At 47.8% G+C, this 14642-nt stretch carries 12 protein-coding genes and 1 pseudogene; 10 read left to right on the top strand and 3 right to left on the bottom strand.

What is annotated here, in order from left to right; all coding sequences use genetic code 11:
* Positions 1–2 precede the first annotated feature (2 nt).
* The 3 genes from yidD to rpmH are packed head-to-tail and all read right to left on the bottom strand — an operon-like array spanning position 3 to position 713.
* Positions 3–224 carry a membrane protein insertion efficiency factor YidD gene (yidD, locus tag METBU_RS26575; RefSeq protein ID WP_083877753.1) on the bottom strand — a complete coding sequence of 74 codons (222 nt, stop codon included), beginning with the start codon at positions 222–224 and terminating at the stop codon, positions 3–5.
* Positions 206–574 carry a ribonuclease P protein component gene (rnpA, locus tag METBU_RS0115365; protein ID WP_017841473.1) on the bottom strand — a complete coding sequence of 123 codons (369 nt, stop codon included), beginning with the start codon at positions 572–574 and terminating at the stop codon, positions 206–208. Before rnpA ends, yidD begins: the two co-directional genes overlap by 19 nt.
* A gap of 4 nt (positions 575–578) precedes the next feature.
* A complete protein-coding gene (gene rpmH, locus METBU_RS26570) occupies positions 579–713 on the bottom strand; it encodes a 50S ribosomal protein L34 (RefSeq protein WP_083877752.1) in 135 nt (44 codons plus the stop codon).
* 170 nt (positions 714–883) lie between these two features.
* Between rpmH and dnaA the strand changes: the two genes are divergently transcribed.
* The 10 genes and pseudogenes from dnaA (at position 884) to METBU_RS0115315 (ending at position 14487) form a co-directional block, all read left to right on the top strand.
* Positions 884–2200, top strand: coding sequence for a chromosomal replication initiator protein DnaA (gene dnaA / locus METBU_RS0115360; RefSeq protein ID WP_017841472.1), 1317 nt, complete (start codon positions 884–886; stop codon positions 2198–2200).
* A 185-nt stretch (positions 2201–2385) separates the two neighbouring features.
* Positions 2386–3486: a DNA polymerase III subunit beta gene (dnaN, locus tag METBU_RS0115355; RefSeq protein ID WP_017841471.1), complete on the top strand. Its 1101-nt coding sequence runs from the start codon at positions 2386–2388 to the stop codon at positions 3484–3486.
* 457 nt (positions 3487–3943) lie between these two features.
* On the top strand, positions 3944–5023 hold the full coding sequence (gene recF / locus METBU_RS0115350) for a DNA replication/repair protein RecF (protein WP_017841470.1): 1080 nt from the start codon (positions 3944–3946) through the stop codon (positions 5021–5023).
* Positions 5024–5068: 45 nt separating this feature from the next.
* Complete coding sequence (gene gyrB, locus METBU_RS0115345) at positions 5069–7483, top strand: DNA topoisomerase (ATP-hydrolyzing) subunit B (RefSeq protein ID WP_017841469.1); 2415 nt, start codon at positions 5069–5071, stop codon at positions 7481–7483.
* A 480-nt stretch (positions 7484–7963) separates the two neighbouring features.
* Positions 7964–8140: pseudogene (locus METBU_RS29250) on the top strand (DUF2283 domain-containing protein); the annotation flags it as partial.
* Positions 8141–8233: 93 nt separating this feature from the next.
* Positions 8234–8617, top strand: a complete 384-nt coding sequence (locus METBU_RS0115335; protein WP_014146528.1) for a hypothetical protein — start codon at positions 8234–8236, stop codon at positions 8615–8617.
* Positions 8618–8701: 84 nt separating this feature from the next.
* Complete coding sequence (locus METBU_RS0115330; protein WP_017841467.1) at positions 8702–9958, top strand: TolC family protein; 1257 nt, start codon at positions 8702–8704, stop codon at positions 9956–9958.
* Positions 9955–11124, top strand: a complete 1170-nt coding sequence (locus tag METBU_RS24345) for an efflux RND transporter periplasmic adaptor subunit (protein ID WP_017841466.1) — start codon at positions 9955–9957, stop codon at positions 11122–11124. Before METBU_RS0115330 ends, METBU_RS24345 begins: the two co-directional genes overlap by 4 nt.
* Entirely contained in the window at positions 11124–14189 is a 3066-nt protein-coding gene (locus METBU_RS0115320; RefSeq protein WP_017841465.1) for an efflux RND transporter permease subunit, read from the top strand. The genes METBU_RS24345 and METBU_RS0115320 overlap by 1 nt, the downstream gene beginning before the upstream one ends.
* A complete protein-coding gene (locus METBU_RS0115315) occupies positions 14182–14487 on the top strand; it encodes a DUF3240 family protein (RefSeq protein WP_014146532.1) in 306 nt (101 codons plus the stop codon). The genes METBU_RS0115320 and METBU_RS0115315 overlap by 8 nt, the downstream gene beginning before the upstream one ends.
* The last annotated feature ends 155 nt before the right edge of the window (positions 14488–14642 follow it).

Genomic DNA, 14642 nt, shown 5'->3' with positions numbered 1-14642 from the left:
TTTTACCAAATTTTTTCTGGAACAGGATCAAGCCCGCCTTCGTGAAAAGGGTGACACTTTAATACTCTTCGGACTGTAAGATAGGTGCCCTGGGCGGCTCCATGTTTATGGAGCGCCTCTAAGGCATAGCAGGAGCAGCTGGGATAAAAACGACAGTTTTTACCTAACAATGGACTTATAAAGTATTGGTATAACTTTATAATTGCTATGAGTAAGACTCGCATCGGTTTACCAACCTAAGCCAATGCCTTGCCAATGACTTTTGTAATTGTTCCGGTGATGCATTGAGTGCATCTTTTCGGGCCATAACAACAACATCAATATTGATCAATTCGTGTTGTTGTAGTCTAAAGCTTTCCCTGGCAGTCCTTTTGAGCATATTTCTGTCCACAGCCTTTTTAATGATTTTTTTCGCAATTGCCAGACCTAGTCGAGGATGATCTAACTCATTCCTAACTGCCAGTAATGTGAAATACGCATCACTCGATTTTACCGGTCCGGTAAAGACTTTTTTATATTCAGAAGGCTTCCTTAACCTTAACTGCGGCGGGAAACTAAATACCTTGTTCGTCAATCAATTAGACTGTTAGCTTGGCACGGCCCTTGGCTCTGCGGGCGTTAAGGACTTTACGGCCGCCTTTGGTCGCCATTCTGGCACGAAAGCCGTGAGTTCTTACGCGTTTAATTTTACTGGGTTGATAGGTTCTTTTCATGGCCTTAAATCCTGGTTCAGATGATTGTTAACAAAAACGGATAAAAAAGATCCGGGATGATAGAATAAACGCCGGTTTATGTCAATTATGCCGGCACTGATTTGATTGCTGTATAGTGGCATAATTTTTTTATAATATCATCTATTTACTCTTCGCTACCTTCTTAAATAATGAGTGCACTCTGGAACAACTGTCTCGCTAAACTTGAAAATGAAATTTCTTCCTCGGAATTCAGCACCTGGATTAGACCTTTGCAGGCAATCGAAACCGATGGACAAATCAAGTTATTAGCGCCGAACCGGTTTGTGCTGGATTGGGTAAAAGAACATCATTTCGCCAAACTGGAAGAAGCGATACAGCAATTATCCAACGGTTCCTTAAGTTTACAATTGGACATCGGCTCTAAGAAAGCCATACCGGCTCCTGCACCGCAGCATACCAAAGCCCCCGATTCCAAAAAATCACGCCCTAACTTTCTTAATAGAGCATTCATTTTCGATAACTTTGTCGAAGGTAAATCCAACCAACTAGCAAAAGCGGCCTCTATTCAAGTCTCCGAAAATATTGGCAAGGCATACAATCCGTTATTAATTTACGGCGCCTCCGGTTTAGGTAAAACGCATCTGATGCATGCGATCGGTAATGCGATCCTGCAACATAATCCGTCCGCGAAAATCGTTTATCTGCATTCCGAAAAATTCGTGCAGGATATGGTCAAGGCTTTACAACAAAATGCGATCGATACTTTCAAGGAATATTATCGAGGCGTCGATACATTGCTGATTGACGATATTCAATTCTTTGCCGGCAAGGAACGCTCTCAAGAAGAGTTTTTCCATACCTTCAACACGTTGTTGGAAAAAAAACACCAGGTCGTTTTAACCTGCGATAAATACCCGAAAGAAATCGTCGGTTTGGAAGACCGTTTGAAATCGCGCTTCGGTTGGGGATTACCGGTTGCAATCGAACCCCCGGACCTTGAAACCCGTGCCGCTATTTTAATGAAAAAAGCAATGATGGCGGGTGTCGATCTACCTCAGGAAGTCGCATTTTTTATCGGTAAAAGGATCCCTTCGAATGTACGAGATCTCGAAGGCGCATTACGACGAGTTATTGCCAATGCGCAATTTACCGGACGTGAAATTACCACCGAATTTACCAAAGAAGCATTGCACGATCTGATTTCATTGCAAGATAAGCTCGTCAATATCGATAACATCCAAAAAACCGTTGCCGAATATTTTAAAATCCGGGTTGCAGATTTATCGTCGAAAAATCGCAGGCAATCCATTACCCGACCACGGCAAATTGCTATGTGTCTAGCTCGTGAATTAACTTCGCACAGTTTTCCGGAAATCGGCGAAGCATTCGGTGGACGCGATCACACCACGGTTATTAATGCTTGTAAACGCATTGCTTCTTTACGTGATTCGGATGTAAAGCTTGAGGAAGATTATTTAAACCTGTTGAGAACATTGTCGCATTAACGGTGTTTAACTTGTGGATAACTATAGTCTTTAGCAGAGAAGGAGAGTTATCCTCTTTTTATCAAGCGCTTATCCACAGCTTTAAACGCCGGTTTTACAGTTCATAAGCTATTGATAAATAAAATAAAAAATGACTTATCACGCTTTTTTTATAGGCTAATAGTAAATATAAATAAATATCTTATATGAAATATATTATTAATAGAGAACAGCTATTGGTTCCATTGCAGCAAATTGTCAGTGTGATTGAAAAAAGACAAACCATGCCGATTTTGTCGAATGTGCTGATGGTTTTTCGTGAAAACACCTTGGTAATGACCGGTACTGATCTTGAAGTTCAAATCGTTACCGAAATTGCGATAGAAAATACGACTTTTGCCGAAATTACTTTACCCGCCCGAAAGTTTCTCGATATTTGCCGCTTGCTGCCGACCGGTGCCGATATCAAATTAGAAGTCGCCGACGACAAAGTTAAGGTGCTCTCGGGACGTAGCCGCTTTATTTTAAGTACACTGCCTGCCGAAAATTATCCGGAATTTTCAGAAACCGAGTTAGATCATAGGTTTACCATCAATGCAGGGCTTTTTAAAAAAGCGCTTGAGAAAACCGTTTTTTGTATGGCGTCTCAGGATGTCCGTTATTATCTGAACGGTTTATTACTCAACATTTCCAATTCGCGTATCAAACTCGTGGCATCCGATGGACATCGTTTATCGGTTTTCGAAGACAACTTAGCAAATCCAGCCGGATATGAAGCGCGTATCATTTTGCCCAGAAAAGGGGTCATGGAATTGGTGCGTTTATTGGATGATCCTCAAATTCAACTTGCTATTGAATTTTCCAGTAATAACATAAGGGTTACGATCAACAATACGATCTTTTCAGCTAAATTGGTCGATGCCAAATACCCCGATTTTAACCGTGTCTTTCATCAAGATTTTCTAACGCCGATTCATATTCAACGTCAGTTATTAAAAGATGCATTGACTCGAGTGGCGATTTTATCGAATGAAAAATACAAAGGTGTGACTTTCGACCTTTCTTCGGATTCGCTGAAAATCAGTGCGCACAATCCTGAACACGAAGAAGCCGAAGAAGAAATTGTTACCGATTATGTCGGCGAACCGCTTTCGATTGCGTTTAATGTGCAATATGTGCTTGATGCCATTTCTAATATCGATTCGGAAATTTCAGAGTTGACGATTGCAAGTAATTCCAGTTGCTGCATCATTGACGAACCGGAAACTAGGTCTTATCGATTCATCGTGATGCCGATGCGTCTATGATCTTTGCTTTATGCAATTTTGGGGAGCTTTATCAATGGAAAAATGAAGCCTTTGAAGTCAAATGAATCAGTTATTGCCTCGACATGCTTTTTTTACTGTGAAAGTTCGTAGATTGAGACTCTTTATCTAATTTTTCGATATGAAAAACAATGCCGGTTGCGAAGAGGGGCGGTTTCTCGTCCGACAGGCGTCGGCGGCAAGGATAGCCGCCGTCAAGCCTACACGGACGTATTCACGGTGTCCTGTCGGTCGAGTGACCGCACCCTCAGCTACCCAGAGCTTTCATTTTCCGGGGCGATGACCTGGCTTTCATGAACGTTAAGGTCAACTTTTCACTAACTTCCTGAAATTTCTAAATCGCAGTCATTATTAAATGTGGAAGCAACAAAAAAACGAGCTTGTTGTTCATCTAACCGGTGTTAACCGCGTGCTTTTTTTGACTAGCAACTAATAAACGATGAGTTTACAAAAGCTCGACATTTTTAATGTTAGAAATATTCGGCAAGCCAGTCTGCAACCATCGCCCGGACTCAATTTAATTTACGGGGCTAATGCAAGCGGTAAGAGTTCTGTCCTTGAAGCGATATTCATTCTTGGCCGGGCACGTTCTTTTAGAACCACACATATCAAACAAGTCGTAAACTTTGATCGAAACGATTTAATCGTATCGGGCAAAGTGTTGCAACAGGGCGGGCGCAGCAGTTGCCAACTAGGCGTACAATTCGATGGGAAGGTTTCTGAAATCCGAATTCAGCAATTACCTAACCAACCCCGGCATTTGCTTGCTTATGCCTTACCTATTCAATTGATTGAGCCTAAATCTTATCGTCTATTGGATACCGGGCCCCAAATTAGAAGAGAATTTATCGATTGGGGGACTTTCAATGAAAACGAACAATTTCTCTTGGCTTGGCGGCAGTACAAAACCGCATTGAATCAACGTAATGCCTTAATCAAACTAAAGCAAACGCATTCCATCCAAGTCTGGAATAATGAAATGGTTAATTACGGTACAATAGTCGATCAATATAGGCGAGCCTATTTACAAAGGCTTGAGCCGGTTTTTCAAGAATTTGTCAGTCGATTTTTAGGATGTGAAACTGTTCAATTCGATTATTTATCGGGTTGGGATAGCGGTAAAGGCTTTCGCCAATCCTTGGATGATGACCTCGATCGTGATCTACGCTATAAAATGACGCATAGTGGTCCGCATCGTGCCGACTTCATTGTTTCGGTTAACAATCGACTCGCCAAGGACTTTGTATCACGCGGACAATTGAAATTGTTAGTTCTATGTTTAAAGCTTGCGCAAGTACAATTATTGTCGACACATCAGAGTAACAATGTCTGTGTTTTAATCGATGATTTTACTGCTGAATTGGATACAACCAAAAGAGCGCTGTTAATAGAATATTTACAAGCAATGGATGTTCAGGTTTTTATCACGGCCACTGAGCTGTCTGAGTATGGTGATTTGAGTAAACTTAATAACTATAAAATGTTCCACGTGGAACATGGTGAAATTAAACAAGCGTAATGTTTCACGTGAAACATTGGTACATTGAGAAGGTAGTGAACACACATGAGCGAAAATATTAAGCAGTACGATAGTACGAATATTCAGGTGCTGAAAGGATTGGATGCGGTCAGAAAAAGGCCTGGGATGTATATCGGCGATACCGATGACGGAACCGGTCTACATCATATGGTTTTCGAAGTGGTTGATAACTCGATCGATGAAGCCTTAGCCGGGTACTGCAAAGAAGTCAGGGTTATCATTCATAATGATGGTTCGGTTACGGTATCCGACGATGGAAGAGGGATTCCCGTTGATATTCATAAAGAAGAAGGACGTTCCGCTGCGGAAGTTATCATGACGGTGCTGCATGCTGGCGGTAAGTTTGACGATAATGCGTATAAGGTTTCTGGCGGATTGCACGGTGTCGGTGTTTCCGTTGTCAATGCACTGTCTGAAGAACTTAACCTGGAAATTAGGAAAAACGGCAAGCTCTATAAACAAAAATACTTAATGGGCGAACCGCAAGCACCATTGGCGGAAATCGGACCTACCGAGGGCAGCGGAACCAAAATTAATTTTAAACCGAGCGATCAGACCTTTGGCGATGTCGAGTTTCACTACGATATCTTGGCGAAAAGACTCAGAGAACTATCTTTTTTAAATTCCGGAGTCAGAATTTGCCTGGAAGACGAACGCAGCAATAAACAAGATGTCTACGAATTCGAGGGCGGCATCAGCGCTTTCGTGGAACATTTAAATAAAAATAAAACGCCGTTATTTCCCGAAGTGTTTCACTTTAGCGCCGAAAAAGAGGGTGTGACCGTCGAAGTGGCGATGCAGTGGAACGATTCGTACCAGGAAAACATTTTTTGTTACACCAATAATATTCCGCAACGCGACGGCGGCACGCATTTAGCCGGATTTAGAGGAGCGTTGACTCGTACCATCAACCAATACATCGAAAGCAACGGTTTAGCAAAAAAAGAAAAGGTCTCGACGATCGGCGACGATGCAAGGGAAGGGTTAACGGCAGTGCTTTCAGTCAAAGTCCCCGACCCGAAGTTTTCCTCACAGACGAAAGATAAACTAGTTTCATCGGAAGTAAAACCCCTGGTCGAATCGACGATGAACGAGAAATTGCAGGAGTTTTTATTGGAAAAACCGCAAATCGCAAAAGCGATCGTCAATAAAATCATCGATGCGGCCCGAGCCAGAGAAGCGGCCCGTAAAGCACGAGAAATGACACGCCGTAAAACCACGCTGGATATCGCCGGGTTACCCGGTAAATTGGCCGATTGTCAGGAAAAAGATCCGGCTCTGTCCGAATTGTTTATTGTCGAGGGTGACTCGGCGGGCGGTTCGGCGAAACAAGGCCGCGATCGTCGCACGCAAGCCATTCTGCCGCTTAAGGGTAAAATCTTGAATGTCGAGAAAGCCCGCTTCGACAAAATGATCTCGTCAGAAGAAGTCGGCACCTTGATCACCGCGCTTGGTTGCGGTATAGGCAAGGACGAATATAACCTTGCCAAACTTCGTTATCACCGGATCATCATCATGACCGACGCCGACGTCGACGGATCGCACATCCGCACCTTGCTATTGACATTCTTTTACCGGCAATTACCGGAAATCATCGAAAAGGGTTATATCTATATTGCCCAACCGCCGTTGTATAAAGTCAAGAAGGGCAAGCAGGAGCATTACGTAAAAGACGATGCGCAATTGAACGATTATTTGATCCAATTGGCGCTCGACAAAGCGGTGCTGCACACCGATGAAACCGCCCCACCGATACAAGGCCAAGGCTTAGAGAAACTGGCGAAGGAATACACCGAAGTATTGGCCGTCATCACCCGCTTGACCAGTCGCTACGACGATACGTTTTTGGAACAACTGGTTTACATGGAACGCGTGACCGACGAAGTCAAACAAGACAAGGAACGCTTAGGGGTATGGGTGAGCCAATTGGCCGAACGCTTGTACAAACCGCAAAGCAAAATGGAATTCACACTTGAGCTCGATTATATGTCGGCCGGCGATTACACTCTAACGGTCAACAAGCGCCATCACGGCAATACCAAAACCTTTATGCTGCAAGCGTCGTTTTTCGACAGCAAGGATTATCAGAAAATCGCACAATACGCCGAGGACACGGTCGGTATGTTCGGCGAACAGTCCACTATCCGGATGGGCGAACGCCAGCAGCCTATCGAAAATTTCAAACAAGCATTCGAGTGGATGATGAAAGAAGTCAAAAAAGGCCAACACATCCAGCGTTACAAAGGACTAGGCGAAATGAACCCGGAACAGCTCTGGGAAACCACGCTCGACGCCAACAGCCGCCGCATGCTGCAAGTCCGCATCGAAGACGCAATCGCCGCCGACGAAATCTTCACGACCCTGATGGGCGACATCGTCGAACCGCGCCGGGATTTCATCGTCAAGAATGCGCTGGATGTGACGAATTTGGATGTGTAGGTTTTTGGTCTAAAAAGGGGATTGTATACCCTTTGTTAGTCAAATTTCGGCGTCGGGGTGCCCGTCAAAGGACGCCGTGAATACGTCCATGTAGGCTCTGTGACAGCATCCCTGCTGTCAAAGCCTTTGCCGAACACCCCGCACCTCCACGCGTCAACAACGAAATTTGAGGTGCGTGGGTATAGCTCAGCATAATCAAACATACAGAGCTGAAAAAGAAGAGCAGTGAAGACAACAAAATACTTCCTGACAACCCGTATGAGACCGGATCGAGAGATTATCAAGGACGAATGGATTCAATACGTTGTCCGGTTTCCTGAAAATGAGCACATACAGTTCGATGGCAGAATAAGGCGATGGGCAAGAATTGAAGAAATGGGAGGCCGGTATCCGCGGGTAATCCTGTTGCCGGATGGGGAAACCGTACATAACGCATTTATCGATAGAGGGTATAAACCATGAAAGTCAGCCTATTTCGAAGATACCGACACCCTATACATCGAGTTCCGCAGCAGCGGGATAGTGGAATCCAAGGATTTGGATGAAAACACCATCATTGACGTTGATGCACAAGGCAACGTCTGTGCAATGACATTTGAGCATGCAAGCCAGCGCACTGACGTTAATCATCTGATTGTTGAGGGTATTGCAGCATAGTCACGGTAGGACGCGGTTAGGAACGAACCGCATTGATTGATACACGCCTGTTTTTTATTGCCACCAATCACTATTTGGCATAGCATAAGCCCCATGTCGACGCCCTTCAAAACAGCCTTAGTCATTTTTCTCGTGATCCTGCAATCGATCGCGCCGTTGGTGCATGCGCATCCGATGGTCGACGAGTTGTCGGACGGCGTGCACATGCCCGGCTTTGAGCAATTCAACGCCGCGAACGACGACGATGCATTGGCATTGTTCGACGCGTCCGTGATCGATTTGGATCAAGGCATTGAAACCGAAACGACGCTGCTGTCCGATTGGCTCCCTTTTGCCGTAGTGTTCGTTGCTTTCGTGTTTCCCGAACCGGATGAATGTCTCGGTTTCGAAGTTGCGTTTTCTCCACCGCCGAATGTGCTTTCCGGCCGAACCTCTTCCTCACCTCAAGCGCCCCGTGCACCACCCGTGCAACTGTAAACAGTTTATAGACCGTCGGATTCGCTGAATATCCGACTCGTTGTTTCAGTTGCGGCCCTGCTGCCGCATATTGCGGAGCTCAATATGATTCCCCTCAAGCCTTTAAAAGGCGCTTTGCTGTGTTGCTGCCTGCTGTCGACATTCGTTGTATGGGCAGACAGCGAAATGATCGTCGATCATTTCGATCCAATAGAGGTCGAGCCGACCATGACTTTGGCCGGTTTGATCGATACCACTGCCGAACATTATCCCGATGCCGCATGGCTCAAAGCGTTGGAAGACGAAGCGAAAGCACTTGCTGAGCGCGGGCAAAGTTGGATAGCAGGACCTGCTACTGCAGATTTGTTTTTTTTGGAAGCGACCAGCGGTACCTTGCATATTCTCGATGCAGTAGTAAGCGTGCCCTTGTGGAACTTCGGGCAACGCGATGCCGAACAAAATATTGCTCAACGTGCCGATGACAGCAGGCAATCGCAAAGCCGGGCGTTCAAATTGCGTGTCGCTGGATTAGTTAGGTCGGCCTTATGGGATATCGCATTGACCGAAGTGCGTCAAGACCAGGCAAAAACCGATTATGAATTAACCGAAAAATTGGTCGGCAAGGTCAAGCGGCTTTATGAATTGGGTGACTTGGCCCGGGCCGATTTATTGCTCGCGCAAAGCGAATTGTTGCAGAAACGGTCGGTGTTGACCCTGGCGGAATCGGAAGTCATGCATGCCCGAAAGCGCTATACGAATTTGACGCGGACCGAAAAGATTCCGGCCGAATTCCATGAACCCTTGGTTGCGCTGAAAACAATCGAACAGCAGCATCCCGCCTTGGCCGCGCTCAACAGTCAAATAGCCCGTAAACAAGCCGAACTCGAAGCGATACGTTTGACCGGCTCGGGTCAAACTCAGGTTTCTGTCGGCATCAACAGCGATCGGGGCAACAACGACCCGCGCAGTAACTATACCGAAAGTTTCGGTGTCGGTATTTCGGTACCGTTCGGCGGCAGCGCGCATCAGGCGCCGAAAATTGCCGCAGTCAATGTCGAGTTAAATCGTCTGATCGCCGAACGTGAGCAACTGTTTAGAGATTTGAAACTCGCCTATCACGAAGCCGAGCATGCTTTGGAAGTCAACCGCGCCGAACAGGCAACCGCCGATGAAATGAAGCAACTGGCGGAAGAACATTTGGATATGACCGAATTAAGTTTCTCGGTCGGTGAAATCAATCTGATCGAATTATTAAGAATCCGTGCCAGAACCCAACAAGCCATCCTCAACGCCAAAGAACGTTCGGTGATCTTGCAAAGGGATATCGCACTATACAATCAGGCCGTTGGAGTGTTGCCATGAAACGAATCTTGTTATCAGTATGGGCCGGTCTGTTTGTTTTACAGGCCTCAAATAATAGTTGGGCGGCAAACGCGTGCGAGGTTGTCGGAGCGGATACGGCGCAGGAGAATCATTGTTCGCCGGTATCGGCACAGTCCGTTCTCGATCTGAGCAACGAGCAGATCGACAACTTGGATATTAAACTCGCCGCCTTGGAAAAGGCCGACGAAATACCGCTTCTGACTGCATCGGCTCGTGTGATCGTTCCGCCGGAAAATGAACAAATCGTCAGTACGACCGTAGCGGGGATGGTGAGCCGCATTCATGTCGCAGATGGCGATGCCGTTCAGCAAGGTCAAGTATTGGCTCAATTGAACAGTCCTGAACTCTTGGCGTTACAGCGCGACTATCTGAAACGGGCCAGCGAAGCGCAATTAGCCGAGGCGGTCTATCGGCGCGACCGGAAATTACAGAAGGAAGGCATTATTCCGCAGAGCCGATGGGAGGAAACGCTTAGCCGCTTCAACGTCGCCAAAGCTAAGGCGCAAGAGGCCAAACAAATGTTATTGATTACCGGTATGACCGAAACGGAGGCCGGGCAATTGCTTGCATCAAGACGGTTGAACAGTCTACTGGAAATTAGCGCTCCGATCGGCGGCACGATACTGCAGCGTAGCGCTTCGGTTGGTGAACGTCTAACCGCGAACACACCGTTGTTCCGCATCGCGAATCTCGAACAACTTTGGCTGGAGCTGTCGGTCGCTCAGGATCGTATCGATGTCTTGACGGTCGGAGACAAGGTTAAAGTCGCCGGTACAGAAGCTATCGCCGAGATTGTTTTGCTGGGCCGGCATGTCGATAAACAGACTCAATCGGTGCTCGCGCGCGCCGTATTAGCGGGACCTCAAGCCGAGCTGCGGCCGGGACAGACAGTCAATGCTTTAGCGATCAAGCGTATTGAGACTGCTGCGTTTAAGTTGCCGCAATCGGCGTTGGTGCAAAGCGAAGGGCGGGATTATGTATTCGTGCGGACAGGACAGGGCTTTGAGGTTAAGCCGGCCGAAGTTATCGGCCGGCACGAAGATGCAGTCTTTATCGTAGGTGAGTTGGACGGTAGCGAAACGGTCGCGGTGCGCGGCGCCGCGGCATTGAAAGCGCTTTGGCTGGAGTCCGGGAGCGCTGAGTGATGGGTCACTTGATTCGATTCGCACTGGCTCAGCGGATATTGATTGTTTTGTTTGTGCTGTTGCTGGCAGGCGGCGGCTGGTATGCATGGCAACGGATACCGATCGATGCGTTTCCGGAAGTCTCGCCGACTCAAGTCAAGGTGATCGTCAAAGCGCCGGGTATGACGCCGGAAGAAGTCGAGACACGGATTACCGCACCGATCGAAGTCGAGCTGCTGGGTATTCCCAATCAAACGATGCTGCGCTCGATCGCTAAGTATGCGCTAACCGATATCACGATCGATTTCGAGGAAGGTACCGATATTTATTGGGCGCGCCAGCAAATCGCCGAACGCTTGAATACCTTGTGGGCAGACTTGCCGGAGGGCATTGAAGGGGGGATTGCGCCGATGACAACGCCTTTGGGCGAGATGTTCATGTTTACCGTATCGGGTGGAGGCTTGGATCAGATGGAGCTACGTACCCTATTGGATTGGGTGATTCGCCCGGCACTACGAACCGTGCCGGGCGTCGCCGATGTCAATTCGCTGGGCGGTACGGTGCGGAGTTTCGAAGTCGTGCCCGATTCGCTCAAAATGGCTGCCCGAAATATTACGACCGACCGTTTGATCGATGTTTTGAAGACCAACAATCGCAACGACGGAGCGGGACGTCTGCAAGAAGGCGAGGAAACCTTGATCGTTCGCGCGGAAGGGCGCATTCAGAAATTATCGGATGTGCGGGCGATAGTGGTCGATACCGTTTCCGGCATGCCGATTACGATTGGGGATGTTGCAGAGGTTCGTATCGGCGCACTGACCCGGTACGGTGCAGTTAGCCGTAACGGAGAAGGCGAGGTGGTTACCGGTTTGGTATTAAGTCTGCGCGGAGCGAATGCCCGGCAAACGATCGATCTGGTCGAACAAAAACTGAACGGCATCAAAAAAACCTTGCCGGACGGCGTGAAAATCGGCGTTTTTTATAACCGAGGGGTATTAGTCGGACAAGCCGTCGATACAGTGATTACTGCCTTGACTCAGGCAATCGTATTGGTGTTGTTGATGCTGGTGTTGTTTCTCGGTAACTGGCGCGCCGCGTTGACCGTAGCATTGGTGTTGCCATTGGCGGCATTGTTTACGTTCATCATGATGAAAACGATGGATATGTCCGCTAATTTGATGAGTCTCGGCGGACTGGTCATTGCGATCGGCATGTTGGTCGATGCGGCGGTGGTCGTCGTCGAAAATATTATCACGCAATTGGCGCACAAAGAAAAAGCCGAGCGTCTCCCGCGATTGCATATGATCTACCGGGCGACCCGTGAAGTGGCTGTGTCGGTTACCTCGGGCGCATTGATTATCATCATCGTCTTTGTGCCGCTGTTAACCTTACAAGGATTGGAGGGAAAATTATTCGCGCCGGTTGCACTCACGATCGTGTTTGCCTTGGCCGCTTCCTTGATATTATCGCTGACCGTGATTCCGGTGCTGGCTTCTTATTTGTTGAAACAGGTATCGCAAAATGAGCCCTGGCTGCCTCGGCAAATGCTTAAAGCCTATCGGCCGGCATTGCTATGGTGCTTGGATAACGGTAAATCGGTGTTTCTTGGCGCGGGCGGATTATTGCTGCTGGCTTTATTGTTGTTTAACCGAATCGGCAGTACTTTCATGCCGAGTATGGATGAAGGCGATATTATCGTGCAGTTGGAAAAGCTGCCGTCAATCACGTTGGAACAATCGGTAACGCTCGACGGGCGCGTGCAAAAAGCGTTGCTGGAAAAAGTACCGGAAATTGCCGAAGCGATATCGAGGGTCGGATCCGACGAACTCGGTCTCGATCCGATGGGCTTGAACGAGACCGATACGTTTCTGATTTTAAAACCCAAGGATCAATGGCGGATGGCAAGTAAGGAACTGTTGATCGACGAGATTCGCAAGGTGCTCGATCAACTTCCGGGCATTTCTTACGGATTTACGCAGCCGATCGAGATGCGCGTGTCGGAAATGCTGACCGGGACCCGAGGCGATGTTGCGGTCAAATTATTTGGCCCGGATTCGACCGTTTTGAATCGAAAAGCCGAGGAAATCGCAGCGGTGTTGAGGGGGTTAAAAGGTTCTAGCGACGTCTTTCTGAAACAAAACGAAGGCATGCAGTTTTTACAATTAAAGCTAGATCGTGCGGCGATCGGACGCTTTGGGTTGGATATCGATGCGGTCGAGAATCTGTTGAGAGCGCAGATCGAAGGTTTGAAGCTGGGTATCGTTCAGGAAGGTCAAGTAAGGACGCCGCTACTGTTGCGCGGCGCTGGCAGTTCGGCGAATTTCGCTAGTTTACCGATTGCGTTGCCGGGAGGCGGCTATGTCGCGCTGTCGGCATTGGCAAAACTCGATCGCAGCGAAGGTCTGGTGTCGATTGAGCGTGAGAAAACTCAGCGCTTCGCAGTCATTCGCAGCAATGTCGAAAACAGAGATTTAGTCGGTTTCGTCGACGAAGCGCGAATACAGGTTGCGCAACAGGTCGAACTGCCGCCCAGTTATTCGGTCGAGTTCGGCGGACAATTTGAAAATCAGCAACGGGCCGCTGCAAGGTTGGCGATTGTCGTACCGATTGCGTTGATCCTGATTTTTTTGCTGTTATTCGCGACCTTCGGCTCGGTCCGTCAAGCGACTTTGGTATTGTCGAATATTCCGCTAGCGATGATCGGCGGCGTCATTGCGTTGTGGTTGTCCGGCGAATATTTATCGGTACCGGCTTCTGTGGGTTTTATTACATTGTTGGGTATCGCGGTCTTGAACGGCGTGGTGATGGTGACCCATTTCAATCAATTATGCATAGCCGGCATGCCGGTCGGGAAGGCTGTCGTAGTCGGGTCGATGCGACGTTTGCGGCCGGTCTTGATGACTGCAGCAACGACGGCATTCGGTTTGTTGCCGATGTTGTACGCAACTGGACCGGGTTCGGAAATTCAGCGGCCGTTGTCGATCGTCGTGATCGGCGGCTTGTTGTCATCGACCTTTTTGACGCTGTTTTTATTGCCGATATTGTTTCAACGTTTTGGTATGGCAAAGGAGCTTAGCGATGAGTAGCCCTGAGTTTTTAGTTACATTGAATGTTGCGCCGGATCTTGAAGAGGCAGTCGTCGATTGTTTGTTGACGCTGGAATCCGAACACGGTTTCAGCAGTCTGCCGGTCTATTCTCACGACCACCGAAACGTCGGTTTGTCTTTGGCCGAGCAGGTGACCGGCCGTCAACGCAAAATCCGTTTTCAAATGTATCTGCCTGAGCAGGGCTTGGCCGAGCTGCTCGATAAATTGCGCGGCGAATTTTCGGGTTCGGGCATCAGCTACCGGGTATCGCCGGTACTCGATAGCGGTGTGATTTGATTTCTCCCGGCGCCTCCATACGCTAATACAGAAATTTGAAGTGCGAGGGTATCGCATAAGTCGGGCTTAAACCCATATAGGGACATTTAATAACTATTTATTGCCGACAACTATTGTCTTATCTTTCCGGTATTCTTCGCTTAGAATGGCGTATT

The sequence above is a fragment of the Methylotuvimicrobium buryatense 5G genome, from assembly GCF_000341735.1.
GTDB lineage: Bacteria > Pseudomonadota > Gammaproteobacteria > Methylococcales > Methylomonadaceae > Methylotuvimicrobium > Methylotuvimicrobium buryatense.
This window is presented reverse-complemented; position numbering and strand designations above follow the sequence as displayed.

Coding starts and splice junctions, on each gene's coding strand:
- dnaA (WP_017841472.1), top strand. CDS start 884: ATGAGTGCACTCTGGAACAACTGTCTCGCTAAACTTGAAAATGAAATT.
- gyrB (WP_017841469.1), top strand. CDS start 5,069: ATGAGCGAAAATATTAAGCAGTACGATAGTACGAATATTCAGGTGCTG.
- yidD (WP_083877753.1), bottom strand. CDS start 224: ATGCGAGTCTTACTCATAGCAATTATAAAGTTATACCAATACTTTATA.
- METBU_RS0115320 (WP_017841465.1), top strand. CDS start 11,124: ATGGGTCACTTGATTCGATTCGCACTGGCTCAGCGGATATTGATTGTT.
- METBU_RS0115335 (WP_014146528.1), top strand. CDS start 8,234: ATGTCGACGCCCTTCAAAACAGCCTTAGTCATTTTTCTCGTGATCCTG.
- METBU_RS0115315 (WP_014146532.1), top strand. CDS start 14,182: ATGAGTAGCCCTGAGTTTTTAGTTACATTGAATGTTGCGCCGGATCTT.
- rpmH (WP_083877752.1), bottom strand. CDS start 713: ATGAAAAGAACCTATCAACCCAGTAAAATTAAACGCGTAAGAACTCAC.
- recF (WP_017841470.1), top strand. CDS start 3,944: ATGAGTTTACAAAAGCTCGACATTTTTAATGTTAGAAATATTCGGCAA.
- dnaN (WP_017841471.1), top strand. CDS start 2,386: ATGAAATATATTATTAATAGAGAACAGCTATTGGTTCCATTGCAGCAA.
- METBU_RS0115330 (WP_017841467.1), top strand. CDS start 8,702: ATGATTCCCCTCAAGCCTTTAAAAGGCGCTTTGCTGTGTTGCTGCCTG.
- METBU_RS24345 (WP_017841466.1), top strand. CDS start 9,955: ATGAAACGAATCTTGTTATCAGTATGGGCCGGTCTGTTTGTTTTACAG.